At 73.0% G+C, this 24386-nt stretch carries 22 protein-coding genes and 1 pseudogene; 14 read left to right on the forward strand and 9 right to left on the reverse strand.

All coding sequences use genetic code 11. The features are described from left to right. Nucleotides 1–236: 236 nt before the first annotated feature. Nucleotides 237–1043, forward strand: coding sequence for a helix-turn-helix domain-containing protein (locus ACN261_RS10800; protein ID WP_363650068.1), 807 nt, complete (start codon nt 237–239; stop codon nt 1041–1043). Next, nucleotides 1034–1222 carry a DUF397 domain-containing protein gene (locus tag ACN261_RS10805; protein ID WP_363650070.1) on the forward strand — a complete coding sequence of 63 codons (189 nt, stop codon included), beginning with the start codon at nt 1034–1036 and terminating at the stop codon, nt 1220–1222. Before ACN261_RS10800 ends, ACN261_RS10805 begins: the two co-directional genes overlap by 10 nt. Before the next feature lie 124 nt (nt 1223–1346). Here the strand turns inward: ACN261_RS10805 and ACN261_RS10810 are convergent, their stop codons facing one another. Further along, nucleotides 1347–1823, reverse strand: a complete 477-nt coding sequence (locus ACN261_RS10810; RefSeq protein ID WP_363650072.1) for a MarR family winged helix-turn-helix transcriptional regulator — start codon at nt 1821–1823, stop codon at nt 1347–1349. 48 nt (nt 1824–1871) lie between these two features. Between ACN261_RS10810 and ACN261_RS10815 the strand changes: the two genes are divergently transcribed. After that, nucleotides 1872–2447, forward strand: a complete 576-nt coding sequence (locus tag ACN261_RS10815) for a carboxymuconolactone decarboxylase family protein (RefSeq protein ID WP_363650074.1) — start codon at nt 1872–1874, stop codon at nt 2445–2447. A gap of 235 nt (nt 2448–2682) precedes the next feature. Next, nucleotides 2683–3039, forward strand: a complete 357-nt coding sequence (locus tag ACN261_RS10820) for a ribbon-helix-helix protein, CopG family (RefSeq protein WP_363650076.1) — start codon at nt 2683–2685, stop codon at nt 3037–3039. A gap of 71 nt (nt 3040–3110) precedes the next feature. Here ACN261_RS10820 and ACN261_RS10825 read toward each other — a convergent pair whose 3' ends face one another. Beyond that, a complete protein-coding gene (locus tag ACN261_RS10825; RefSeq protein ID WP_363650078.1) occupies nt 3111–3662 on the reverse strand; it encodes an alpha/beta fold hydrolase in 552 nt (183 codons plus the stop codon). 242 nt (nt 3663–3904) lie between these two features. Here ACN261_RS10825 and ACN261_RS10830 point away from each other — a divergent pair, with 242 nt between their 5' ends. Together ACN261_RS10830 and mqnP are read left to right on the forward strand one after the other, a co-directional pair. Continuing rightward, entirely contained in the window at nt 3905–5365 is a 1461-nt protein-coding gene (locus tag ACN261_RS10830) for a menaquinone biosynthesis decarboxylase (protein ID WP_363650080.1), read from the forward strand. Then, a complete protein-coding gene (gene mqnP, locus ACN261_RS10835) occupies nt 5365–6276 on the forward strand; it encodes a menaquinone biosynthesis prenyltransferase MqnP (protein ID WP_425849806.1) in 912 nt (303 codons plus the stop codon). The genes ACN261_RS10830 and mqnP overlap by 1 nt, the downstream gene beginning before the upstream one ends. 329 nt (nt 6277–6605) lie before the next feature. Here mqnP and ACN261_RS10840 read toward each other — a convergent pair whose 3' ends face one another. Further along, nucleotides 6606–7571 (reverse strand): terpene synthase family protein, encoded by a 966-nt coding sequence (locus ACN261_RS10840; RefSeq protein ID WP_421485069.1) that lies wholly within the window; start codon nt 7569–7571, stop codon nt 6606–6608. 203 nt (nt 7572–7774) lie between these two features. On the opposite strand from ACN261_RS10840, the gene ACN261_RS10845 reads away from it, so the two are divergent. Then, entirely contained in the window at nt 7775–8401 is a 627-nt protein-coding gene (locus tag ACN261_RS10845; RefSeq protein WP_421485070.1) for a UbiX family flavin prenyltransferase, read from the forward strand. Between the two features lie 205 nt (nt 8402–8606). On the opposite strand, the gene ACN261_RS10850 is transcribed toward ACN261_RS10845, so the two are convergent. Beyond that, nucleotides 8607–8873: a BldC family transcriptional regulator gene (locus tag ACN261_RS10850; RefSeq protein ID WP_334452084.1), complete on the reverse strand. Its 267-nt coding sequence runs from the start codon at nt 8871–8873 to the stop codon at nt 8607–8609. Between the two features lie 268 nt (nt 8874–9141). Between ACN261_RS10850 and ACN261_RS10855 the strand changes: the two genes are divergently transcribed. The 3 genes from ACN261_RS10855 to ACN261_RS10865 all read left to right on the forward strand — a co-directional run bounded on the left by ACN261_RS10855 (nt 9142) and on the right by ACN261_RS10865 (nt 11598). Then, on the forward strand, nt 9142–9600 hold the full coding sequence (locus ACN261_RS10855; RefSeq protein WP_088642067.1) for an Lrp/AsnC family transcriptional regulator: 459 nt from the start codon (nt 9142–9144) through the stop codon (nt 9598–9600). A 65-nt stretch (nt 9601–9665) separates the two neighbouring features. Then, entirely contained in the window at nt 9666–10484 is an 819-nt protein-coding gene (locus ACN261_RS10860; protein ID WP_425849810.1) for an SDR family NAD(P)-dependent oxidoreductase, read from the forward strand. A gap of 22 nt (nt 10485–10506) precedes the next feature. Beyond that, on the forward strand, nt 10507–11598 hold the full coding sequence (locus tag ACN261_RS10865) for a PLP-dependent cysteine synthase family protein (RefSeq protein WP_302739960.1): 1092 nt from the start codon (nt 10507–10509) through the stop codon (nt 11596–11598). Between the two features lie 55 nt (nt 11599–11653). On the opposite strand, the gene ACN261_RS10870 is transcribed toward ACN261_RS10865, so the two are convergent. From ACN261_RS10870 to ACN261_RS10885, 4 genes are all read right to left on the reverse strand, one after another. Further along, nucleotides 11654–12274 (reverse strand): putative glycolipid-binding domain-containing protein, encoded by a 621-nt coding sequence (locus ACN261_RS10870; RefSeq protein WP_425849812.1) that lies wholly within the window; start codon nt 12272–12274, stop codon nt 11654–11656. 130 nt (nt 12275–12404) lie between these two features. Continuing rightward, nucleotides 12405–14432: a DEAD/DEAH box helicase gene (locus ACN261_RS10875; protein WP_425849814.1), complete on the reverse strand. Its 2028-nt coding sequence runs from the start codon at nt 14430–14432 to the stop codon at nt 12405–12407. 242 nt (nt 14433–14674) lie between these two features. Further along, complete coding sequence (locus tag ACN261_RS10880) at nt 14675–16534, reverse strand: hypothetical protein (protein WP_425849816.1); 1860 nt, start codon at nt 16532–16534, stop codon at nt 14675–14677. Between the two features lie 132 nt (nt 16535–16666). Continuing rightward, a complete protein-coding gene (locus tag ACN261_RS10885) occupies nt 16667–18238 on the reverse strand; it encodes an NlpC/P60 family protein (protein ID WP_425849818.1) in 1572 nt (523 codons plus the stop codon). Nucleotides 18239–18485: 247 nt separating this feature from the next. On the opposite strand from ACN261_RS10885, the gene mqnE reads away from it, so the two are divergent. The 3 genes from mqnE (at nt 18486) to ACN261_RS10900 (ending at nt 20616) form a co-directional block, all read left to right on the forward strand. Then, on the forward strand, nt 18486–19655 hold the full coding sequence (mqnE, locus tag ACN261_RS10890; protein ID WP_421485076.1) for an aminofutalosine synthase MqnE: 1170 nt from the start codon (nt 18486–18488) through the stop codon (nt 19653–19655). 23 nt (nt 19656–19678) lie between these two features. Beyond that, complete coding sequence (locus ACN261_RS10895) at nt 19679–20119, forward strand: hypothetical protein (protein WP_425849821.1); 441 nt, start codon at nt 19679–19681, stop codon at nt 20117–20119. 224 nt (nt 20120–20343) lie between these two features. Continuing rightward, entirely contained in the window at nt 20344–20616 is a 273-nt protein-coding gene (locus ACN261_RS10900; RefSeq protein ID WP_204925744.1) for a DUF4229 domain-containing protein, read from the forward strand. A gap of 753 nt (nt 20617–21369) precedes the next feature. Here ACN261_RS10900 and ACN261_RS10905 read toward each other — a convergent pair. After that, on the reverse strand, nt 21370–22764 hold the full coding sequence (locus ACN261_RS10905; RefSeq protein WP_425849825.1) for a C39 family peptidase: 1395 nt from the start codon (nt 22762–22764) through the stop codon (nt 21370–21372). Between the two features lie 204 nt (nt 22765–22968). Here ACN261_RS10905 and ACN261_RS10910 point away from each other — a divergent pair. Next, a pseudogene (locus tag ACN261_RS10910) lies at nt 22969–24276 on the forward strand (M14 family zinc carboxypeptidase); the annotation flags it as partial. Nucleotides 24277–24386: the final 110 nt, after the last annotated feature.

Here is a 24386-nt window from a genome sequence, read left to right on the forward strand (position 1 = left end):
CTACAGTTCTTAGAAGTGTAGTTATACGAATTGCAGAGCCCGGAATCGGTGAGCGGGCGCCGCCGGACCTCCCCTGGATGCCGGGGATTCGGGAGCGGTGCCGGAGCGGGGCCGGGGAACACTGGCGGGACTGTGGAGCGGCGGGGTCTGACAGGGAGCTTCCTGATGACTACTCTGCGACACGGTGATCCCGTCCGCTGCCGGGTGGACGGTCGCCGTCCCGATAGGAGTGCCGGATGAGCGAGCAGGTGTCGACGGCGGAGCTGATCCGGGCCCAGTTGCGCCGGTCGCGGGCGACCGCCGGCCTGACCCAGGAGGAGTTCGGCCGCCGGGTGCACTACTCCCCGTCGACGGTGTCGGCAGTGGAGTTGGGGCAGGTCGTGCCGAACCACGCCTACCTGAAGCGCGCCGACGACGTGTTCGACAGCGGCGGCCTCTTCGTCGCCCTGCGCGAGCTGGGGCGGCGCGACGGTGAGCCGGTCTGGTTCCGCCCGTGGCTGGAGGCCGAGCGGACGGCCACCCAGCTGCGCTGCTTCGCGGTGTCGGTGGTGCCGGGCCTGTTGCAGACCGCCGACTACGCGCGGGCGGTGTTCCGGCTGGACCTCGGACACACCGCCGAGCGGGTCGAGGAGCTGGTGGCGGCCCGACTCGCCCGGCAGGAGATCCTCGACCGGGAGCATCCGCCGCAGCTCACCGCAGTGATCGACGAGACTGCGCTCCGCCGGTTCGCCGAGGGCTGCGCCGAGGTGATGGCCGGTCAGCTCCGGCACCTGATCGAGTGCGCCCGCCGGCCACACGTCAACGTGCACGTCCTGCCGGCTGCCGTCGGCCTGCATCCCGGTGTTGCCGGCCCGTTCATCCTGGGGCGCTCGGCCGACGGCGACTGGGTGGGCTTTCTCGACACGCAGACCGGTGGCACGGTGGTGGACGACATCGACGGGGTGGCGACCCTGCTGGGCAAATGGGAAACTCTGCGCAGTGAGGCGCTGCCCCGGCAGCAGTCGATCGACCTGCTTGAGGAGATCGTGAAGCCATGGATCTGACCGACGCCCGGTGGCGCAAGGCCACCCGCAGCGGCAACGACTCCGGCTCGTGCGTCGAGGTCGCCGACAACCTGCCCGGTCGGGTGCACGTCCGGGACTCCAAGGACCGCGACGGCGGGGTGCTGACCTTCGCCCCGGCCGCCTGGCGGGCCTTCGTCGCGCAGACCCGCCGCCGCTGACCGCCCGCCGACTGGCGGGCGCTCCCGTCGCACAGGCCGGCCCACCCGTGACTCCCGGGTCGGTCGTCGGGTGCGTTTCCGACTCCCGCTTCGGTCGTCGGGCAGGGTGTGCCCGGAGGGCGTTTCAGCTACCGAACCAGCCGGGGACGTCGAGTCGGAAGGAATCCGGCGGGGTGACCGCCCGCAGGTCGTCCTCCAGGGCGGCCACCCGCTCCGCGCCGAGCCGGCCCACCCACTGCTCCCGTAGCGCGTCGAAGATCGTCGCCGAGCGGCGCAGCCCGTCGACGCCTTTTTCGGTCATCCGGATCAGCTTCCGGCGGGCGTCGGCCGGGTCGTCGGCGCGTTCCAGGTAGCCGAGGGCCACCAGCCGGTCGACGGTCTTGCCGGCGGCCTGCTTCGACACGCCGAGGCGGTGGCCCAGGTCGGACGCCGTGGTGCCGGCGACGCCGACGGCCTGGAGCACGAAGCCGTGCGCCGGCCGCAGCTCGGGGTGCCCCTGTCGGGCCAGCTCGGCGTGCAGGTCGTCGACGAGGCTGCGGAATCCGGCGAGCAGCAGCAGCGGCAGCACGAAACCGGGGCGCTCGGGGTCACCCGTCGACATGTTCGACAACCTGGTTTACTGTTTCGACAACCACGTTGACTATCGTACGTGAGGGGTACCGTCATGTCCCGACCCGGCTTCACCACGCACACCCTCGACACCGCGCCCGACGCCGCCCGGCCGACCATGGCCGGCGTGCAGCGGAAACTCGGCCACCTGCCCGGCGCGGTCGGGCTGATGGCCGAATCGCCCGAGCTGCTCAGGGGGTTCCTGACCGCCTCCGCGACCTTCGAGGCCACCGACCTCGCACCAGTCGAACGGGAGGTGGTGGTGCTGACGGTCGCCACCCGCAACCGGTGCCACCTCTGCGTGGCGATGCACACCGCCACCCTGACCCGACTCGGTGCCGCCGCTGAACTGGTCACCGCGCTGCGCGACGGCACCGACCTGCCCGAACCCCGGCTGGCGGCGCTGCGCCGGTTCACCCTCGCCGTCCTCGACCACGCCGGCGACGTGCCGGACGACGAGTTGACCGCCTTCCTCGACGCCGGCTACCGGCCCCGGCACGCCCTGGACGTGGTGCTCGGGGTCGGGACGTACACCATCTCGACCCTCGCCAACCGGCTCTCCCGGGCCCCGCTCGACCCGCCCCTGGCCGCGTACGCCTGGGAGCCGGTGGCCTGACCGCAGTGATCCTGAGCGGTCGTATTACAACGTGTTACGCGTGAGAGGTATCGGATGGCGAGTATGTCTGGACCGACGAAGGTCTGGACAACGCCAGCCGCAACGGTTTCGGCGCCGACAGTGGTCGAGTGATCGCCGCACTGTGTGACCGCATCGGTGCGACGAGCACATACAAGATCATCGGGGCTCGGGCCCTGCGTGGCGCAGACCTCGACGAATGGAGGAGGCGAGTCCTTTGACCGAGCCGGACTTTGAGCGGATGACCAAAGACGAGGTCGTGGCATGGTTCCAGCACACCGACAGCCTGGCGCCGGTCATCAGGTCCATGACGGCGACGCCAGCCTCCGGCACCGCACCTGAGACACCGATGGCGCTGGTCAGCACCCGGCTGCCGGTGGCGCTGGTGAAGCAACTCGACCGCCTCGCCGAGCAGACCGCAGTCCGTCGCTCTGACATCATCCGCGACACTCTGACCAGGTACGTCACCACCCGCACCGAGCCGGTGAGCCACGCAGAAGCCGAACACGCCCTCGACGTGCTGCGCCGTATCGTCACCGCCCGCACCGCCGAAGGCCGGACGGAGACGGCATAACCCTTCGACGAACGCCTCCGCCCCATCGCCGACATCTCTGGGTCGACCTGATCTCGCCAGACCGAGGGCTGTCAGTCGTGCAGGAAGGGGAGCAGGAGGGCGGTCAGCTCGGCGGGGCGCTCCTCGAATAGCCAGTGGCCGCTGTCGTTGACCACCCGGCCGTCGACCGTGCGGGCGTAGCGGCGCACCTGGTCGGCGACCTGGCCGCCGAGGCTGGCCGCCGCGCCGACGGCCAGCACCGGCATCGGCAGCGGATTCTTCCGGTACGTGGTGTTGTCCTTGACGTCCTGCGCGAAGGCCCGGAAATAGTCGAAGCTGGCCCGCAGGTGCGCCGGGTCGGTCAGGTGCCGGGCGTACTCCTCGATGTCGTCCGCGCCGATGCTGCCCTTGTTCACCATGATCGAGTCGGTGAAGCGGTCCACCCAGCGTGCCTCCCGGCCGGCGACCAGCTCCTCCGGCAGGCCCTTGGTGAGGCTGAAGAAGCCGTAGTTCCACACCGCCGGCCCGGCCTGTGCAGCAGCACCAGGGTCGGCCCGCGACCGCCCCCGGACGTAGTTGACCGTCACGTCACCGACCTGCGCCCGCTGCTCGGTGAACCCCGCCGGAACCCGTCCGTCGCCCATCCCCGCCCCGTCCCGACGCCGACGGCTGGCACCCGCCCCACCGTCACCCGTGCAACGAGCAACTGTCGGCGGGAGAGACGCCGGTGGACGGTGGCCGCCATGAGGGCCGTCCCTCCGCGTGTCTCTGAGCGTGGCGGCCGTCCGCCGGCGCGGGGAGGCGTACCGGTCCGGGTGGGGAGGCGCACACCGCTGGGGCGTACCCGGCGTGGGCGCTGCCGGTCGGGGTGCGGGAGACTGGCCGTATGGCGGCTCGTGGCTTCCCGTACACCGATCTCAAGGACTTCCTCGCGGCGCTGGAGCGCGCGGGCGAGCTGCGGCGGGTGACCGTCCCGGTGGACCCCACGCTGGAGATCAGCGAGGTGGTCACCCGGACGGTCCGGGCCGGCGGGCCGGCGCTGCTGTTCGAGCGGCCCACCCGGGGCGAGATGCCGGTGGCGATCAACCTGTTCGGGACCGAGAAGCGGATGGCGATGGCGCTCGGCGTCGGATCGCTCGACGAGATCGGCGACCGGATCGGCGCGTTGATCAAGCCGGAGCTGCCGGTCGGCTGGTCCGGCATCCGCGAGGGGCTGGGCAAGGTCATGCAGCTCAAGTCGGTGCCGCCGCGCAAGGTCAAGACCGCCCCCTGCCAGGAGGTGGTCTACTCCGGCGACGACGTCGACCTCGACCGGTTGCCCGGCCTCCAGGTCTGGCCCGGCGACGGCGGGATCTTCCACAACTACGGGCTGACCCACACCAAGCATCCGGAAACGGGCAAGCGCAACCTGGGGCTCTACCGCCTCCAGCAGCACTCCCGCAGCACGCTCGGCATGCACTGGCAGATCCACAAGGACTCCACCGCCCACCACGCGGTCGCCGAACGGCTCGGCCAACGCCTGCCGGTCGCCATCGCCATCGGCTGCGACCCGGTGGTCAGCTACGCCGCGTCCGCGCCGCTCCCCGGTGACATCGACGAATACCTGTTCGCCGGGTTCCTGCGCGGCGAACGGGTCGAGATGGTCGACTGCCTGACCGTCCCGTTGCAGGTGCCGGCGCACGCGCAGATCGTGCTGGAGGGCTACCTGGAACCCGGTGAGCGGCTACCCGAGGGGCCGTTCGGCGACCACACCGGCTTCTACACGCCGGTCGAGCCGTTCCCGGTGCTGCACGTCGAGACGATGACCATGCAGCGCAACCCGGTCTACCACTCGATCGTCACGTCCAAGCCGCCCCAGGAGGACCACGGCCTCGGCAAGGCCACCGAGCGGATCTTCCAGCCGCTGCTCAAGCTGCTGATCCCGGACATCGTCGACTACGACCTGCCGGCCGCCGGGGTGTTCCACAACTGCGCGATCGTGTCGATCAACAAGCGCTACCCCAAGCACGCGCAGAAGGTCATGAACGCCATCTGGGGCGCGCACCTGATGTCGCTGACCAAGCTGATCGTGATCGTCGACGCCGACTGCGACGTGCACGACTACAACGAGGTCGCGTTCCGCGCCTTCGGCAACGTCGACTACGCCCGCGACCTGCTGCTCACCGAGGGCCCCGTGGACCACCTCGACCACGCCTCCTACCAGCAGTTCTGGGGCGGCAAGGTCGGCGTCGACGCCACCCGCAAGCTGCCCGCCGAGGGCTACACCCGGGGCTGGCCGGAGGAGATGACCATGTCGCCGGAGGTCACCTCGCTGGTCGACAAGCGCTGGAAGGAGTACGGGCTCTGATGGCCACCGCCGTCCACCCGGCCGCCCGCCCCGGCCGGGTCAAGTCCTTCCTCAAGCTCGTCGCGATCGAGCACTCCGTCTTCGCGCTGCCGTTCGCGTACCTGTCGGCGCTGACCGCGATGCAGGTCAACGGCGGTCGGGTGCGTTGGCTCGACCTGTTGCTGATCACCGTGGCGATGGTCGGCGCACGGACGTTCGCCATGGCCGCCAACCGCATCCTCGACCGGCGGATCGACGCGCGTAACCCGCGTACCGCCGGGCGGGAACTGGTCACCGGGGCGGTGAGCGTGCGGACGGCCTGGACCGGCGCGGCCGTCGCCCTGGTGGTCTTCCTCGCCGCCGCCGCCCTGCTCAACCCGCTCTGCCTGGTGCTCGCCCCGCTCGCCGTCATCCCGCTGGTCGTCTACCCCTACGGCAAGCGGTTCACCGACTGGCCACACGCCATCCTGGCGGTCGCCCAGGCGGTCGGCCCGGTCGGCGCCTGGCTCGCCGTCACCGGTACCTTCGCCGGCTCGGGGCCGGCCTGGCTGCTCGGCGCAGCCGTCGGCCTGTGGATCGGCGGCTTCGACCTGATCTACGCCTGTCAGGACGACGAGGTCGACCGTCAGATCGGCGTACGCAGCGTCCCCGCCCGCTACGGCCGGCGCTTCGCCCTGCACGCCTCCACCGTGGCGCACGTGGTGACGTTCGTGCTGTTCATCTGGTTCGGTGCGCTGGTCGGCTTCGGCTGGCCGTGGTGGATCGGGCTGACGCTCACCGCGGTCGCCTTCGGCTACCAGCACGTGGTGGTCACCCCGACCGACCTGAGCCGGGTCAACCGGGCCTTCTTCACCGCCAACGGTTTCGTCGGCATCGCCCTGTTCGTCTTCGCCCTGCTCGACCTGGTGATCCGCCTCGACCTCGCCGCCTGACCCCGCTCCTAGCTCACCCTGCGCCCGGCACTGCACCCCGCAATGTCCTGCACCCGCGCCCGGCACTGCACCCCGCAGTGTCCTGCACCCGCGCGGCGCTGCACCACGCGGTGTCCTGCACCCCGCCGCCGGCGTTGTCCTGCTCTGCGTCCCGCCCGCCCCTGCCCTGCGCCCCTTGCTCCGCCTCTGTCCTGCCTGCTGCCCTCGGTGATCAAGAGGTTTGCGTCAGGTGATCAAGAGGTTAGCGTCAATTTTGATCTTCAAGTTGACGCAAACCTCTTGATCACCGGGGCAGGCCGGGGCAGGGCAGGGGCGGGGGGCGTCGGGTGTCAGGGGTGGGGGTGGACGGGGTAGCGGGCGCTTTCCAGGGTCCAGTCGATGGTGCCCCGGACGGCGTTCGCGATGCCGTCGAGGTGGGCGGCGACGGAGCCGTCCAGCGCCGGGCCGAACGACGGGACGGCGGCGCACTGCGCCTGGAACCGGGTCATCGTGTCCCGCCAGCGGTCGGCGACCAGCTCGGCAGCCCGCTCCACCGGCACGTCCCGCTCGTCGGCGAGTGCCAGCACCAGATTGTGCCCGCCGGAGGTGGTCCGGTCCCGTTCCATCGAGGCGAGGTCGTTGTACCAGGAGAGCAGGTCGTTGCCGAGTTCACCGATCCCGCGCAGCAGCGGATGGTGGTAGACCGCGTCCGGCAGCGCCCGGCCGCCGACGAACTCGATCAGGGGATACGACACGTACGCCGCCGAGGTGGCCCGGCGCAACGCGACGTACTCGGCCACGCCGGGTGTCCGGCCGCTCTCCTTCGCCACCGCCTCCCGCCAGTTGCCGTCCAGGTGGTCACCGACCGCGTCGGCGAACCGCAGCCGCCAGCGGGCCGGCATCCGGCGCCGGGGCATCCGCCACGCCTCGACCAGCAGCCGGCGCAGCGGCCCCCCGAACCCCGGGTGCCGCCGGCGGGGACCGTCGTGCAGCAGGGTCAGCGTCCCGCGGCGCAGCGCCCGGATCTGCTCCGACGGCAGCCGGTCCGGCCCGTCGCAGGCGTCGTCGACCAGGAAGAACCAGGTGAACAGGGCCGACACGGTACGCAGATCCGGCTCGCTGGCGTCGGGGTAGAGGCGGCCCGCGTACCTGGCGAAGCCGGCCCGGTCGAGCCGGTGCAACGCCTCGGCACCCAACGGCAGACCCAGCCGGGGCAGCAGCTCCAGCAACCACTCCTGCACCCCGTCGGCGTACGGGGAGAGCCGGGGTGGGATCGGGCACGCCGACCGTAACGACCAGAGGATCTCGTCGACCATTACCGATGTCTCCCCCGTACCGTGTGGATCATTCGTCCGCAGCATCGCAGGTCCAGCGTCGACGTGCCGTCCGGGCCTGCGGTGGGAGGCCCGGACCACCGGTACGGCGACGGTGGGTCGACCGGCCGGTACCGCACCGTGCCGGCAGGGGCGATTGCGGGGGTGGGCGTCGGCGGTCGGCGTACACCAGGCAGGCTGGGCTTATGCGCGAACCATGGGTGGTGGGGGTTTCCGGGGCGTCCGGCACCCCCTACGCGGCGGCCGTCGTCCGGGGCCTGCTCGACGCCGGGCATCCGGTGGACCTGATCGTGTCCCGGGCCGCCCGGTTGACCGTCCTCGACGAGACCGGCCGGCCGTTCCGGGACGGTCACTGGGCCGAGGACCTCGCCGGCTGGCTGGGCCGGGACCTCACCGACGACGACGTGCGGCACTGGCCGGCCGGCGACATCGCCGCCGGCCCGAGTAGCGGCTCCTACCGGGTACGCGGCATGGCGGTCGTGCCGGCCAGCACGGCGGCCTGCGCCGGCATCGCCATCGGCCTGTCGAAGGACCTGCTGCAACGCGCCGCCGAGGTCAACCTCAAGGAACGACGCCCGGTGGTGCTGGTGCCCCGGGAGACCCCGGTGACCCGCAGCCACCTGGAGCACCTGATCGCGTTGCACGACGCCGGCGCGGTGGTGCTGCCGGCCAGCCCCGGCTTCTACGGCGCGGGCGCGTCCGCCACCGCGCAGCAACTGGTCGACTTCGTCGCCGGCAAGGTGCTGGACGCCCTGGGCGTGCCGCACACCCTGTTCCGCCGCTGGTCGGGCGAGTTGGCCGCCGACCGCTGACCACCACGGCCACCGCCGTTGTGTCCGGACGTGTGTGCCCGACCGCCGTCGCCAATCGGGGCGAGTGCCCGGCCGGGCCACAACGGGTCAGCCGGGCCACAACGGGTCAGCCGGGCCGCAACGGTCAGTCCCGGCGGGTCCGCCGCCCGTTCAGTCGGCGGCGGGCCGGACCTTTCGGCCGGCCCGCGCGTCCGTCTCGCACCATTCAGTACATCCCGGCATTGGCCGGACCCGGCCCGGTCGAGGCGGCCGGGCCCACGTTACGTGGCTTGCCCATGTCTTCCGCCTCGTCCAACATGCCCTCCCCTTCCAGCAGGGCCCGCACCTCGGATTCCCGAAACCGGCGATGCCCGCCTGGAGTCCGGATGCTGCCTATCCGGCCGGCCGCCGCCCACCGCGTCACAGTCTTCGGGTCCACCCGAAACAGTGCGGCGACCTCACCCGGTGTCAGCAGGCGATCTCCAGTGTCCACAGCCCCCTCCTCGCGTCGACGAAGCCCTCGGCTGAACACACTGCCCCCGGCCGGTGCGAGCCCAGAGCCGTCATGAGGGACGTATGGCAATTACAGCACCAGCGAACTGGCCTGTCCGCCAAACGCGAAAAACGCACGGAGTGGGAAGTTAGTAAATGGTACCGGCGCGGGACTCCCTTGACCGTCGGTCTGCGAACTGTCACCTGCTGTCAGATCCAACGGATGCCGGTCGCCGGACGTTACGCCCCAACGGATAGGCTCACCCTCCGTGGACGCGATCGACCGGAGCCTCGTCGAACTACTGCGCGGTAACGCCCGCCTGTCGTACGCCGAGCTGGCCCGGCAGGTCGGCCTCTCCGCGCCGGCCGTGCACGAACGGGTCGGCAAGCTGGAGTCCAGCGGCGTCATCCGGGCCTACCGGGCCGAGGTCGAGCCGGAGGCGATCGGCCTCGGCGTGACCGCGCTCATCGGCATCGTCGAGGACTCCGGCGGGGACACCGACGACGTGCTGGAGACGTTCCGGCAGATGCCCGAGATCGAGTCCTGCTACTTCATGGCCGGCGTCGAATCCTTCCTGCTCAAGGCTCGGGTGGGCACCATCGCCGAGCTGGAACAGCTGATCGTGCGGCTGAGCCGTACCCCCGGGGTGGCCTCCACCCGCACCGGCATCGCCCTGTCGACCAAGTGGGAGAACCGGCCCCAGCCGATCGAGCCGCCGGCCTCCTGACCGGCCGACCGACGCTGGTGCGGGCAGGGCTGGTGCGGGCGGGGCGACGGCGATACCTTGCGCCGATGACGCCCACCACCGCCGTGGTGACCGGGGCGGCGGGTGGGCTCGGCCGGGCCGTCGCCGCCGCATTGCACGCCGACGGCTGGACCGTACTCCTGACCGACCTGGACCCCGACGCGGTCGCGCGCGCCGCCGCGCCGCTCGGCGGATGGTCCCGGGCGCTGGACGTCCGCGACCCGGCCGCCTGCGCCGCCGTGGCCACCGAGGCGGCCGGTCGCGGCGGGCTCGGGCTGTGGGTGAACAACGCCGGCATCCTGGTCACCGGCCCGTCCTGGACGCAGGACCCGGCCACCCGACGGCAGGTGGTCGAGGTCAACGCGCTCGGCGCGATGAACGGCACCCTCGCCGCCCTCGACGTGATGCGCGCCCAGCGGCACGGGCACGTGCTCAACGTCGTCTCCCTGGCCGGGCTGGTCGCCGCCCCCGGCGAAACCGTCTACGCGGCCAGCAAGCACGCGCTGCTCGCGTTCAGCATCGGCACCCTCGCCGACCTGCGGACGGCCGGGCTGCGTGACGTACACGTCTCCTGCCTCTGCCCGGACGGCATCTGGACGCCGATGCTGCACGACCGGCTGGACGACGACGGCGCGGTGGCCTCCTTCACCGGCACCCTGCTGCGCCCGGAACGGGTCGCGGCCCGGGTCGCCCGGCTCGCCCGCCGCCCCCGGCCGGTGGTCAGCCTGCCCCGCTGGCGGGGTGCCCAGGTACGCCTGCTGGACGCCTTCCCCCGGCTGGCGCTGGCGCTGCTCCCGGTGATCCGGGTGGCGGGCCGGGCAGGGCAGCGCCGGCAACGACGCCGGGCCGGCCCGAACCCGAGCTGACCTCGCTTGTACCGTTGCCGACGTGACTCATCTCGACCGGTGCGACGAGGCCAGCCGGGTGTGGGTGACCGAGGCGATCGCCGCCGTGGAGGCCGACGCCAACCGGTCCGCCGACACCCACCTGCTGCCGTTCCCGCTGCCCCGGCAGTGGGGGATCGACCTCTATCTCAAGGACGAGTCGGTGCACCCCACCGGCTCGCTCAAGCACCGGCTGGCCCGCTCGCTGTTCCTCTACGGGCTCTGCAACGGCTGGATCGGGCCGGCGACCACGGTGATCGAGGCGTCGTCCGGCTCGACGGCGGTCTCCGAGGCGTACTTCGCCCGGATGCTCGGGCTGCCGTTCGTCGCCGTGATGCCCGCCTCCACCTCACCCGAGAAGATCGCCCAGATCGAGTTCCACGGCGGGCGCTGCCACCTGGTCGACGACCCGGCCAAGGTGGTGGTCGAGGCGCGGTGGCTCGCCGAGGACAGCGGCGGGCACTTCATGGACCAGTTCACCTACGCCGAACGGGCCACCGACTGGCGGGGCAACAACAACATCGCCGAGTCGATCTACGCCCAGCTCTCCCTGGAACGGCACCCCGTGCCCGCCTGGATCGTGGTCGGCGCCGGCACCGGCGGCACCAGCGCCACCATCGGCCGGTACGCCCGCTACCAGCGGCTGCCCACCAAACTCTGCGTGGTCGACCCGGAGAACTCGGCGTTCTACCCGGCGTGGCAGGCCGCCGACTGGTCGGTACGCACCGGCCGGGGCTCGCGAATCGAGGGGATCGGCCGGCCCACCGTCGAGGCGTCCTTCCTGCCCTCGGTGGTCGACCGGATGACCCAGGTGCCCGACGCCGCCTCGCTGGCCGCCATGCGGGCCGGCTCGGCGGTGCTCGGCCGGCGGGTCGGTGGCTCCACCGGCACCAACCTGTGGGGGGCGTTCGGGCTGATCGCCGAACTGCTCGCGCAGGGGCGGCCCGGCTCGGTGGTGACGCTGATCTGCGACGCCGGGGACCGGTACGCCGACACCTACTACGACGACGACTGGGTGGCCGCGCAGGGCCTCGACCTCGCCCCGCACCTGGCCACCATCGACCGGTTCCTCAGCACCGGGAGCTGGCCCGGCTGACCCCCGGAGCCGGGCCGGCTGACCCCGGCGCGGCCGTGCCCGCCCGGTTCCGCCGTCAGCCCAGGTCGGCCCGGTCGGCCAGCCCGGGGTAGTGCCGGACCAGCCCCTCGCCGTCCACCTCCAGCTCGGTGCGGAAGGTGTCGCTGGTGAACCCCACCCGCCCCGGACCGAGCGCGGTGTAGACCTGCTCGCCGGTTACCACCTCCAGGCTGGGCACCAGCACCCACGCCACGGTGATCCGGTGCTCGGTGCTGGACGTGGCCCCCGCCAGCCCCAGCCGACGGATCGGCAGGCTGTTGAACAGGGCCGAGCCGCCCAGGTCGACGTCGAGCGCCGCGTGCAGCCGGTCGGTGTCCTCGATGCCGGGCAACCCGGCCGGTGGCTGGCCGGCCGCCCGCAGCGCCGCGTCCAGGTCACCCTGCTCGCCGGTGCGCACCCGCCACCCGTCCGCGCCACGTTCCAGCCGTACGCTCCGCGACCAGCCGGCCCCCTCCACCTCCACGGCGAGCGAGGTGGTGGCCCCGTCCGAGCCGGTCTCCAACCGGTAGCGGCAGGTGTAGGGGACCGGGTCGACGGCCAGTTGGGTGCCGTGCGCGGCGAACCCGGCCCCGTCGTCGAGGACGGCGTGCTCGGCCCCGGCGGTGTCGGTCCGGCTCCAGAAAAGTGACCTCGGCATGGTCCGGACGTTACGCCAGCAGGGCGTCGACGGCAGCGCATGCGCGAACGCCGCCCCGGAACCGGTGCTCCGGGGCGGCGTCGGAAAACCTCGGGGGATCGTGGCCGGGACGGCCCGCTCCCCGATCCGATCAGTGGGTACGCGCCGGCGGGCGGCCGCCGAAACCCCGCCGGTCGTCGCGCGGCCGGTCGTCCCGGACCCGTCCCTCGGTGCGGAACCCGCCCCGACGGTCGGTGCCACGCGGGTCGCCGCCGCCGAACCGGTGCTCACCGGACCGCTGCTCGCCCCGGGCGTCCCGGTCGCCGAAGCGTGGCTCACTGCGCTCGCCGAAGCGCCGGTCGCCGTAACCCCGGTCGCCGCGGTCGCCGTAGCTCCGGTCGGTCCGGGGACGCTCCGCGTAGCCGCGCTCGCCGCTCGGCCGCTCGCGGTGACCGCCGCCGGTCCGCTCGCCGAAGCCCTGCCCACCGAAGCCCTGCCCACCGAAGCCCTGCCCGCCGCCGGTCCGCTCGCCGTAGCCGGGCCCGCCGGTGGGGCGGTCGCGGTAGCCCCGGTCGCCACCGGTCCGGTCACCGTGATCGCGGTAGCCGCCGGTGCGGTCGCGGTAGCCCCGGTCGCCGCTCCCGGTCCGGTCGCCGTAGCCCCGGTCGCCGGTGGGGCGGTCGTCCCGGGCGGCGCGGTCACCGTACGGCCGGTCGCCGTAGCGGCGGTCCCCGCTCGGCCGGTCGCCGCCGTAGCTCCGCTCCCGGGCCGGGCGTTCCCCGCCGTAGCTGCCGCTCGGCCGTTCCCCGCCGTAGCCGCCGCGGCCGTCCCGGCTGCCGCCGTGGCCCCGGTCGCCGCCGTAGCCCCGGGCGTCCCGGTCGCCGAAGCGGCGCGGGCGGTCGCCGTGCCGGCGCGGCTCGGGCTCCTCGCGGACCGGGACACCGCTGGGCTCGCGGGCACCGGTCAGCTCGGTGAGCACCGCGTCGCCGGCCCGCACCCGGGTCTCGGCCGGCTCCACGCCGGCCTTCTCCAGCATCGCCAGCGTGGTCCGCCGCTGCTTGGGCAGCACCAGCGTGGCCACCGCGCCGGACTCGCCGGCCCGCGCGGTGCGCCCCGCCCGGTGCAGGTAGTCCTTCGGGTCCTTCGGCGGGTCGATGTGCAGCACCAGGGACACCCCGTCGACGTGGATGCCCCGGGCCGCCACGTCGGTGGCGACCAGCACGTCCATCCGTCCCTCGCGGAACTCGGCGAGGGTCTTGGTACGCATCCGCTGGGTCTTGCCGCCGTGCAGCCCACCGGCCCGTACGCCCACCGCGCCGAGCTGTTCCACCAGCCGGTCGACACCGAGCTGGGTACGGGCGAAGAGCATCGTCCGGCCGGACCGGGCCGCGATCGACGCCGCCACGGCGAACTTGTCGTGCGGCGGGATCAGCAGCAGGTGGTGGTCCATCGTGGACACCGAGGCGGTCGACGGCGCGGTGGAGTGCGTCACCGGGTCGGTCATGAACCGCTTGACCAGGGCGTCGACGTCACCGTCCAACGTGGCCGAGAACAGCAGCCGCTGGGCGCCCGCCGGGGTCTTGGCGAGCAGCTCGGTGACCTCGGGAAGGAAGCCCATGTCGGCCATCTGGTCGGCCTCGTCGAGGACGGTCACCTCGACGTCGTCCAGGACGCAGACACCCCGGTTGATCAGGTCACCGAGCCGGCCCGGAGTGGCCACGACGATCTCGACGCCCCGCCGCAGCGCGTCGATCTGCCGGTCGTACGGCACGCCGCCGACGGCGGTCTTGAGGAAGATCCCGACGGCCTTGCCCAGCGGCAGCAGCGCGTCGTTGACCTGCATCGCCAGTTCGCGGGTGGGGACGAGGACCAGGGCGCGCGGGTGCAGCGGCCGGGCCCGGTTGAGCTCGGCCAGCCGGGCGACGATCGGCAGGCCGAAGGCGAGGGTCTTGCCGGAGCCGGTCTGGCCCCGGCCGAGGACGTCCCGGCCGGCGAGCGCGTCGGGCAGGGTGGCCCGCTGGATCTCGAACGGGGTGGTGATGCCCTGCCGGGCGAGAGCGTCGACGAGCTGCCGGGGCAGACCCAGGTCGGCGAAGCCGACGGGGGTGGCCGGGGTGACGTCGTCGGTCGGGAGGTCGTGGACGGACGGACTGGTGCCGGGGTCAACGGAGGTGGTCAAGAAATGCCTTTCGAGCGGGGCGCATCTTCGCGATGGCCCGCCGCAGCATGGATACGCCGCCGAATCGCCCGCAAGATCGCCCAGGGGCACGCCACGCGTGCCGGGTCAGTGATCCCGACAAGTGTACGGCGCTCCGGCGACGTCGCCAGTGTGCCCCGAGCCGGTAGTGGGCGGACTCACCCGTTCCGGGCATCCCCCACCTGCCCGGCCGTCCCCTGCACCGGCGTGGCCGACGGCCGGCCTCACTGGGACAGCATGCCGCCGACCAGCCCGTCCATCACGTCGTTGGCGAGCAGGACGACGAGCACACTGATCGCCACCAGCAGCCCCAGCGAGGCGGCCAGCACGATCACCACCCTGGTGGTCCTGGACCTCGGGGCCGGCGTGTCGGACCAGCCCTGGGCCAGGATGTGCCCGGTCAGCGAGCCGGAGTTCTCCACCGGGTTGCCGGCCGGGAAGGCGACCGTGGCGTGCGCAGGGCCGTCGGTGCCGCCGTAGCCGACGCTGGCCAGGTCCGGGCCGCCCTGGTAGGGCGTGCCGGAGGAGGGGCGGGGCGTGCCGCCGGCCGTGCGACGTGGTGCGGACCCGGACGTCGGCCAGGTGGGCAGTGCGGGAGCCGGCACCACCGGCAGCGCCGAGGTCGCGCCGTCGCCCACCGGGTCGGGCACGACCGGGGCCCGGAACGTCGGCATCGCCGAACCGGCTGCCGTGCTGCCTGCCCCCACGTTGCCGGCATCCGTTCGGCCGGTACCCACCGGGGCGGGGGGCGGGGTGGAGGCGGAGGGCGCCGGGGGCGCCGACGTCGGCGGGGCGAAGGCGGAAGGTGCCGGGGATGCAGCGGCCGGTGGGGTGAACGCGGAGGGCGTCTCGAAGGCCGGCGGGGTGAAGCTGGCGGGTGCCGGGGGCGCGGAGGCCGACGGGGTGGGGCTGGCCGGTGCGGAGGGCGTCGCGGCCGGGGGTGCGGAGGTGGGCGGCCGGAAGACGGGGGAGGGCGCGGAAGCCGGGGGTGCCGAGGCCGGGCTGCTGCCGGCCGGGGGTGCCGAGGCGGGTGGGGCGACGGTGCCGCCGGCCGCGGGCACGGTGACGGACGCGCTGGCCCGGAAGGTCGTCGGGGTGGCCGGCACGGCCGGGGGCGGGGGGAACGGGGGCGCCGGCATCGGGCCGGGCGGCGGTGGGGGTGGGGGCACCGCCGGGCCCGGGGGCGGCAGCGGCGGCCCCGGTACGGGCGGGACCGGGCCGGGCGGGACCGGAACGGGACCGGGCAGCGGCGGGACCGGCGAGGGGAACGGGCCGGGGGCGGGCGGCTCGGGAGTGACCGGGCCCGGGGCCGGCTCGGGGGTGGGGGCCGGCAGCGGTTCGGGGGCGGGCTCCGGCTCCGGCGTCGGCGGGGTGGGGGGCTGGACCGGCTCCGGGGGCCGCGCGGGCTCGGGTGGCTCCGGGTTGACAGGCGTCGACCGGTACACCCCGGGGGCGGCATCCCCGGGCCGGGTGCCCGCGTCGGCCGCCGCACCCTCCGCCTCGGCGGCGGAGACCCGGCTGAGCCCGGGGACGGAGACGCTGGCCCGTGCCGGGCGGCCGTCCGAGCTGTCGCGTTGTCCGGGAACGGTCGCCGGCCCGACCGGGGCCGGGCTGCCGTCGGCGGGGTCGTCCGGGTCGGATGCCCGGGAGGTCGGGGCGGTGATCGGGCCACCCGGGGTCGACTTGCCCGGGGTCGGGTCGCCCGGGGTGGAGCCGCCCGGGGTGGAGCCGCCCGGGGTCGGGTCGCCGCTGGCGGAGCCGTCCGGCTCGGGTGTTCGGGAGGCCGGAACGGCCGGCTCGGTGGCCGGGGTGCCGGCCCGGTAGGTGGTCGCGGTCGCCGGCCCCGCCGGCAGGTCGCCGCCCTCGAGCGGGGCGGTCACGGTACGTACGCTGGCCGTGGCGCGGGCCGTGCCGTCGGCGGGCGGGCCGGGCCGGGCCGGGATGCTGGTGACCCGGTCGGGGCCAGGCGGGGCGTCGACGGGTTCCGGGGTGGCCCGCCCGGCGTCGGTGCGGACGGCGGGTTCGGCCGGGTCGGGCACCGGTCCCTGGTCGACGTGCCCCACCGGAACCTCTTGCTCGCCCATGCTCGCCCTCCGCGCACCCTCGCACCCGCGTCCCGCGAACGGTGACCGGATGTGCCTCGTGTCACCGTGCCACATCTCGTCCCGTCGGCACAGCCGGAGTGCCGACGGGACGGTCGCGACGGTGCCGGCCGGTCAGCTCCCGGTGCTCGCCGAGGCACCCGCCGACGCCGGGGCGGACGCCGACCGGCTGCTCTCCACCGCGCCGCTGTCCTCCGGGCTCGGGGTGCCGGAACCGGTGAGGCTCGGTGTCGGGTCGGCGGTCCTGGTCGGCGTGGGGGTCGGCGGCGCGGAGGTGACCGGCGGCCTCGGAGTGGTCGGCGGCTTCGTCGGCCCGGTGGTCGACCCTCCGGTCGGCCGGGGCGTGGGTGTGGTCGGCTTCGGCGACGCCGTGGTGGGCTTCGGCGTGGGGGTGGTGGGCTTCGGCGACGCCGTGGTGGGCTTCGGGGTGGGCGGCGGGGTGACCGGGGCCCCGGGGCTGGTCACCGCGCCGACGACGCGGGTGGAGGCGTAGAGGCTGGACCACCGCACCTGGGAGATCTTGACCACGTCTCCGCTGCGGGGTGCCTGCACCATCCGCCCGTTGCCGATGTACATCGCGACGTGGTGGATGGTCGTCCAGCTGCTACCCGAGGCGAAGAAGAGCAGGTCGCCGGGGAGCAGGGCGCTCTGCGAGACCGTCCGGCCGCGGGTGGCGTAGTACTGGTCGCGGGCGACCCGGGGCAGGTCGTAGTAGCCGGCCGACCGGTAGGCCGCCCACATCAGACCGGAGCAGTCGAACCGGTCCGGGCCCTCGGCCGCCCACAGGTACGGGTCGCCGAGCTGCGCCAGCGCGTACCGCACGGCGGCGAGCGCCTGCGGGCTGGCGTTCAGGCCGCTGCTGCTCTGCCCCTCGACGTACGCCGACCCGAGCTTCTGCTCGGCGGCCTCCTGCTGCTTCTCCAGGGCGATGAGCTGGGCCTGGTTGTCGGCCCGCAGCTTGGCGATCTTGGCATCGTTGTCGCGCAGCGCCTTCTGCACCGCGGCGAACTGTTCCTCGGCGCGCCGGACCCGGTCGGTGGCCGCGGTGACCGCCTGGGCGGCGACCTGCTCGGCCGTACGGGCGCGGGAGAGTTCGCCGGACGCCGCCGTGGTCTCGCCGTCGGCCTGCTCACCCCGGGAGACCCGTTGCAGGACGCTCAGCCCGTGCAGGTCGCGGGCGAACTCGCCGGGCGGCAGGGCGGCGGCGGCCTTGAAGGCGTTCGCGGCGACGGCGTTGGCCTGCTGCTCGGCCACGGTCAGCGCGCCCCGGGCCCGGGTCAGCTCGCTCTGCACGCCGGTGAGCTGCACCCGGGCGTCGTCGCGTTGCTTCTCGAGCTGGAGGAGCTGGTCGGCGAGCTGGCCGTTCTGCGCGGTCAGCGTGTCGATCTGGGACAGCAGCGGGCTGGTCGGCAGGCCGCCGACGGGCAGCGTGGTCGGGTAGCCGGGCTGGCCGGCGGTCGGGTAGCCGGGGGCCGCCGCGCCGGGCAGTTGCAGCGAGCCGGTCGCCACCGGCCGGGAACCGGTGTCCGGGACGGTGTCGGGCAGGGCCGGGTCGGCGTAGACCGGGGTGGCCAGGGCCATCGCGGCGACCGCGCCGAGCAGGGCCGACCAGAGCGCCGGACGCAGCACCGGGGAGATCACCGGAACCCGTCGTCGCTGCCGTCGCCTGTGCCCGCTGTCGACCATTCCGCTCCCTGTGCCGCGTGATGGTGCCACCGCGTGAGGTGGGGCGCGGCGACCCGGAACGCCGCCGGTGTGCGCCGCGTCCCATCCTGTCTTACCGCACCGGGACAACGATGTCGATGCGGTAGCGGCTTGGAGAACCCTGGGAGTACGGGTGAGGTAGGTCGCTGGCGGTGCCCGTCCTGCCGACCTGTCGGTCGTCCGACGTAGGCTCGATCGGGACCGCAGGTGGAAGGGACGTGGCTTTTCGATGGACGCCGGACTCAAGCGTGAGCTCGAAGAGAAGGTGTACGCGGGGGAGCGACTGACCCGCTCGGACGGGATCGCCCTCTACGAGAGCGACGACCTGACCTGGCTGGGCCGGCTGGCCCACCACCGGCGTACCGAGTTGAACGGCGAACGGGTGATGTTCAACGTCAACCGGCACCTCAACCTGACGAACGTCTGTTCCGCCTCGTGTGCGTACTGCTCGTTCCAGCGCAAGCCGGGCGAGAAGGACGCGTACACGATGCGGATCGAGGAAGCGGTCCGCAAGGCCAAGGAGATGGAGGACGAGCAGCTCACCGAGTTGCACATCGTCAACGGCCTGCACCCCACCCTGCCCTGGCGCTACTACCCCAAGGTGCTGCGCGAGCTGAAGGCGGCGCTGCCCAACGTCAAGCTCAAGTGCTTCACCGCGACCGAGGTGCAGTGGTTCGAGAAGATCAGCGGCCTGTCGGCCGACGAGATCCTCGACGAGCTGATGGACGCCGGCCTGGAGTCGTTGACCGGTGGTGGCGCGGAGATCTTCGACTGGGAGGTCCGCCAGCACATCGTCGACCACAACTGCCACTGGGAGGACTGGTCGCGGATCCACGCGTTGGCCCACGCCAAGGGCATGAAGACGCCGGCGACGATGCTCTACGGCCACATCGAGGAGCCCCGGCACCGGGTCGACCACGTGCTGCGGCTGCGCGAGTTGCAGGACGAGACCGGCGGGTTCGCGGTCTTCATCCCGCTGCGCTACCAGCACGACTTCGTCGACTCGGCGGACGGCAAGATCCGTAACCGGATCCAGGCGCGCACCACGATGGCGTCGCCGGCCGAGTCGCTCAAGACGTTCGCGGTCTCCCGGCTGCTGTTCGACAACGTCCCGCACCTGAAGAACTTCTGGGTGATGCACGGCCTGTCGGTCGCCCAGCTCTCGCTCAACTTCGGCGTGGACGACCTGGACGGCTCGGTCGTCGAATACAAGATCACGCACGACGCCGACTCGTACGGCACCCCGAACACCATGCACCGCGACGACCTGCTCAACCTGATCTGGGACGCCGGTTTCCAGCCGGTGGAGCGGGACACCCGCTACAACGTGGTCCGCGAGTACGACCGGGCGCCGTCACTGGCGTCCCGGCGTGCCGAGCCGCAGCAGGTCTGGGCCTGACCCGGCCGTATGCTCGTCACACCATGACCGGACAGCAGCCGACCGCGCAGCAGCGCAGCGGGTTTCCCCGCCGGGACGCCGAGGGACGCATCCTGACCCTGGGTGACCTGCTCGGGGTGAGCCTGGCCGGTTGGGTGATCGGCGTGCTGGCACTGGTGCTCTTCGACTGGGCGTTCGCCGTGGCCGGCGCGGGTGACTTCGGCCGTACCAACGGCTGGCTGGCGGTGATCCTGCCGGCCTGGCTGTTCTGGGACGACTTCCGGGCCTGGGACTTCGGGGCGGCCCGGGTGATGGCGGCCCTGTCCGCCGCGGTGGTCGCGGTGCTCGCCGGGCTGCTGGTGGCGGGCCTGGCGTCCGGGCTCGCGCCGCTGCTCACCGGCGGGCTGGCCGCACTCGCGTTCACCGTCGGGTACGCGGTCCTCTGGTTCCAGGGCGTGCACTGGCTGGCCCGACGCACGGGCTGAGCCACCGGTGTCGGAGCCCCGACGCAGAAGCAGGAATGGGGAAAGGCATGAGCGCGAGGAGTGAGCGGGTTGTGCGAGCCCCGCAGTCGCGAGCTGGGGTGCTCTGGTGAGCGTGAGGAGTGAGCGGGTTGTGCGAGCCCCGCAGTCGCGAGTCGAGGTGGCCCGGTGAGCGCGAGGAGTGAGCGGGTTGTGCGAGCCCCGCAGTCGCGGATCGAGGCGGTCCGGTGAGCGCGGCGGTCAAGTACACATTGGCCCGGATCGGGCTGTTCCTGCTGGTCGTGGTGGCACTGTGGCCGGTCGGGATGAACCTGTTCCTCAAGCTTATGGTGGCGTTGATCTTCTCGGCCGCCGCGTCGTTCTTCCTGCTCCGGGGCTGGCGGGACCAGATGGCCGAGGAGGTGGCCGCCGCCGCCGAGCGACGTCGGGCGGAGAAGGAGCGGCTGCGCTCCGCCCTGGCGGGCGACGACCACCCCGTCGAGGGTGACCCCCGCCCCTGACCCCCGCCCCTGACCCCCGCCCCTGACCCCCGCCCCTGACCCCCGCCCCTGACCCCCGCCCCTGACCCCCGCCCCTGACCCCTGACCCCCGCCCGACCCGCGCACTCGTTCGCACCCTGCGCGTTCGCGCCCTGCCCGCCCGTATCGGTCGCGCGCCCCGCTGCCCGGCCGGACGAGCCTGAGATCTACTCCAGTGCGGCGAAGTAGCGGTATCACTCAGCAGTAATGCCGCTACTTCGGCTCACCTGAGTGGATCTCTCGGCCGACCAGGTGGAGGGGGGTCTGGGCCTGGTCGGGCGAGAGAACCACTCAGGGGCGGGCCGGTGGCGGTATCGCCGAGTGGCGATGCCGCTGTTTCGGCCCCCTGGGCGGATCGCCTCCAGGCTGACCTGGGTGGATCGGGGTTCTGGCGACCAAGATTCACCCTGTGGTGGCGAATCAGGGGTGTCGTCGGGCGGTTATGCCCCTACTTCGGCCCACGGGAGTCGATCATCCCGCCCGACCGGGCCCGCCCGGCCGTGTCCGCCCGGCCGTGTCCGCCCGGCCGTGTCCGCCCGGCCGTGTCCGCCCGGCCGTGTCCGCCCGGCCGTGTCCGCCCGGCCGTGTCCGCCCGGCCGTGTCCGCCCGGCCGTGTCCGCCCGGCCGTGCCCGCCGACCGTGTCCGCCCGACCGGGCCCGCCGGCCGTGTCCGCCCGGCCGTGTCCGCCGACCGTGTCCGCCCGGCCGTGGGGATCTCGGGCGGGCGGATGGGGGTCACCAGTTGGTCGAGCCGGGGACCACCGGCCAGGGGCGGTCGGTCGGCTTGATCAGGTAGGCGATGCCGCCCGAGCCGCCGGCCACCGTGCCGTCGGCCCGGTGCCGCTTGGTCCGTAGCCAGATCTGCTCGAACTGGTCGCGTCGGTAGACGTTGCGCACCTCGGCGTTGGACGCGGACGCCGGGTCGTTGACGATCACGTCGCCCTCGGCGGTGAAGCCGACGATCACGAACAGGTGCCCGGAGGTGCCGTAGTTCGACCCGTCCAGCTCGGTGTCGAGGAAGGACTGCGAGGTGACCACGGGGATGCCGGCGCGGATGAAGCGTTCCGCCTCGTCGAGGGAGTGCAGCCGGGTGACCCGGGCTTCGATGCCGGGGAAACTGGCGGCGTACGCGGTGTTGAACGGCCAGTTGCCCGCGCCCTCGTACTCGTTGTCCCAGGTCATCCGGGCGGCGTGGACGACCTGCGGGTCCGGGTGGTCGGGGTCGATCCAGGACAGGTCGGCCGCCGACGGGAGCTTGCCGTAGTACTCCAGCACCATCGTGGTGGACGTCGGGCTGCACCAGACCTGGCCACCGCCGCCCCACTCGGGGTAGCTGCCCCGGTGGATCATCTGGGAGCGGGCCGGCACCGGCAGTTCGGTGCCCCAGGCGATGCCGCCCCGGCTCGGCGGGACGGTGAACCGGTCGGGCACGTGTGAACTCATCGCGCCGAGCATCCGCACGCGGGGCGCGGCGGCCTGGCCGGGTGCGCGGTAGAGGGTCAACCGGAGCTGGTACGACCGCAGCAGCACCCCGGCGTCCGCGTCGTCGATGGCGAACGTGTCGGTCCACACGCTGGACCAGGGGTCGCCCTGACCGTCCAGGGTGGCCCGGGCGATGTCGCGGTCGCCGGAGGCCCAGCGGGCCATGACGTACCAGGGGGTGTGGTCGCCTGTGGAGTAGGTGCCCTGGAGTTCGACCTGGAGCCAGGTGCCGGCGGGGGTGTCGGCGTTCCAGGAGGCGACCAGTTCGGTGGCGTCGAAGCCGATCGGGGTGGGCGGCGAGGTCCAGGTGGCGTATTCCCAGGTGCGGGTGGTGCCGGTGTGTTCGTCGGTGAACTCGGTGGTGCCGGCGGGGCGGCCGATGGTGAGACCGGCGTGGCGGCCGGGTGCGGCGTGGGTGCCCCGGTGGGTGCCGGCCCGCCAGTCGGGGTACCGGGACCACTCCTGGAAGGTGATCTGCTCGTCGTGCCCACCGGCGGGCGGACGGTCCCCGGTGGGCGGACGGTCCCCGGCAGGTGGGTGCGTTCCGGTGGGTGACGGACCGCCGGCCCGGACGGGTGCGGTGCTGGCGAGCAGGGTGAGGGTGGCGACGCCGACGAGGGCGACCGTGCGCAGGACTCTGCTGGACATGGCAACTCCGCAGGGTGGGGAATCGTTGCCGTTCACTGTCCCGCCTGGCAGGAAGTTTCGCCAGGGGGTTGCATCAGGAAAACCATTGCCGACATGACGATCCGGTCGGGATGGTTGGAGATAGTCACAGATATTGATATGACCATGTGACTGCTGGTGGAGTGGGCGCACAACGGGATACCCCGTACCCCGAGGAGGATGTCCATGGCCTTCCGCACCTCCCCCTTCCGGCGTCGCCTGGCGCTCGCCGTCGTCGCCGGCCTCGGCCTCACCGCCGTCGCCACCGGGCCGGTCTCCGCCCGCCCGGCCCCGGAGCCCGAGCCCACCGCCGTCAGCTACCGCGTGCTGGGTCCGCGTACCCTCGCCGACCGCAACGCGGTCGCCCGCACCGGCGCGGCCATCGACTCCGCCGAGCACGGCGTGCTGTACGTCTCGGCCAACCGGTCCGAGGCCGCCGCCATCACCCGGCTCGGCTTCCGGCTGGAACGGGAGGTCGAGCCGTCCCCCGCCGAGGGTGCCCGCGCCAACGCCTTCCCGCCGGCCGACTCGAACTACCACGACTACGCCGAGCTGACCACCGTGGTCAACCAGGTGGTCGCCGACCACCCGGCGATCGCCCGCAAGATCAGCATCGGTCGGTCGTACGAGGGCCGCGACCTGATGGCGGTGAAGATCTCGGACAACGTCGGCACCGACGAGGCCGAACCGGAGATCCTGTTCAACTCCCAGCAGCACGCCCGCGAGCACCTGACCGTCGAGATGGCGATCTACCTGCTGAACCTGTTCACCGACAGCTACGGCAGTGACTCGCGGATCACCAGCATCGTCAACTCCCGGGAGATCTGGATCGTCCCCACGGTCAACCCGGACGGCAGCGAGTACGACATCGCCACCGGCTCCTACCGGTCCTGGCGCAAGAACCGGCAGCCCAACAGCGGTGCGGCGGCGGTCGGCACCGACCTGAACCGCAACTGGGGCTACAACTGGGGCTGTTGCGGCGGCTCGTCCGGCACGCCGTCGTCGAGCACCTACCGGGGGCCGTCCGCGTTCTCCGCCCCGGAGACCAAGGCGCTGCGGGACTTCGTCAACAGCCGGGTCGTCGGCGGGGTGCAGCAGATCAAGGCCAACATCGACTGGCACACCTACTCGCAGCTGGTGCTCTGGCCGTTCGGCTACACCACGGCGAACACCCCCAGCGGGATGACCGCCGACCAGTACAACACCTTCGCCACGCTCGGGCAGCGGATGGCGGCCACCAACGGCTACACCCCCGAGCAGTCCAGCGACCTCTACATCACCGACGGCGACAGCCTCGACTGGATGTGGGCGACCCACAAGATCTGGGCGTACACCTTCGAGATGTACCCCGGGTCGTCCGGGGCCGGCGGCGGCTTCTACCCGCCCGACGAGGTGATCCCCGCGCAGACCTCCCGCAACAAGGAGGCGGTGCTGCTCCTGTCCGAGTACGCCGACTGCCCCTACCGCGTGATCAACAAGCAGAGCACGTACTGCTGAGTTACCGGACGTGATTCCGGGTGGGGTCCCGTAAGCCCCCGGCGGGGCCCCACCCACCCCTCCCGTCCGGACGATCTTCGCTGGTGGTGCGCTACCGTGGCACCCGA

This window comes from Micromonospora sp. WMMD723 (assembly GCF_049863385.1).
GTDB classification, from domain to species: Bacteria; Actinomycetota; Actinomycetes; order Mycobacteriales; family Micromonosporaceae; genus Micromonospora; species Micromonospora wenchangensis.

What these genes read in the sequence shown, in the direction of transcription:
- ACN261_RS10800 (WP_363650068.1), top strand. Translation starts at nt 237, where the DNA reads ATGAGCGAGCAGGTGTCGACGGCGGAGCTGATCCGGGCCCAGTTGCGC.
- ACN261_RS10805 (WP_363650070.1), top strand. Translation starts at nt 1,034, where the DNA reads ATGGATCTGACCGACGCCCGGTGGCGCAAGGCCACCCGCAGCGGCAAC.
- ACN261_RS10810 (WP_363650072.1), bottom strand. Translation starts at nt 1,823, where the DNA reads ATGTCGACGGGTGACCCCGAGCGCCCCGGTTTCGTGCTGCCGCTGCTG.
- ACN261_RS10825 (WP_363650078.1), bottom strand. Translation starts at nt 3,662, where the DNA reads ATGGGCGACGGACGGGTTCCGGCGGGGTTCACCGAGCAGCGGGCGCAG.
- ACN261_RS10830 (WP_363650080.1), top strand. Translation starts at nt 3,905, where the DNA reads ATGGCGGCTCGTGGCTTCCCGTACACCGATCTCAAGGACTTCCTCGCG.
- mqnP (WP_425849806.1), top strand. Translation starts at nt 5,365, where the DNA reads ATGGCCACCGCCGTCCACCCGGCCGCCCGCCCCGGCCGGGTCAAGTCC.
- ACN261_RS10840 (WP_421485069.1), bottom strand. Translation starts at nt 7,571, where the DNA reads ATGGTCGACGAGATCCTCTGGTCGTTACGGTCGGCGTGCCCGATCCCA.
- ACN261_RS10845 (WP_421485070.1), top strand. Translation starts at nt 7,775, where the DNA reads ATGCGCGAACCATGGGTGGTGGGGGTTTCCGGGGCGTCCGGCACCCCC.
- ACN261_RS10860 (WP_425849810.1), top strand. Translation starts at nt 9,666, where the DNA reads ATGACGCCCACCACCGCCGTGGTGACCGGGGCGGCGGGTGGGCTCGGC.
- ACN261_RS10870 (WP_425849812.1), bottom strand. Translation starts at nt 12,274, where the DNA reads ATGCCGAGGTCACTTTTCTGGAGCCGGACCGACACCGCCGGGGCCGAG.
- ACN261_RS10880 (WP_425849816.1), bottom strand. Translation starts at nt 16,534, where the DNA reads ATGGGCGAGCAAGAGGTTCCGGTGGGGCACGTCGACCAGGGACCGGTG.
- ACN261_RS10885 (WP_425849818.1), bottom strand. Translation starts at nt 18,238, where the DNA reads ATGGTCGACAGCGGGCACAGGCGACGGCAGCGACGACGGGTTCCGGTG.
- mqnE (WP_421485076.1), top strand. Translation starts at nt 18,486, where the DNA reads ATGGACGCCGGACTCAAGCGTGAGCTCGAAGAGAAGGTGTACGCGGGG.
- ACN261_RS10895 (WP_425849821.1), top strand. Translation starts at nt 19,679, where the DNA reads ATGACCGGACAGCAGCCGACCGCGCAGCAGCGCAGCGGGTTTCCCCGC.
- ACN261_RS10905 (WP_425849825.1), bottom strand. Translation starts at nt 22,764, where the DNA reads ATGTCCAGCAGAGTCCTGCGCACGGTCGCCCTCGTCGGCGTCGCCACC.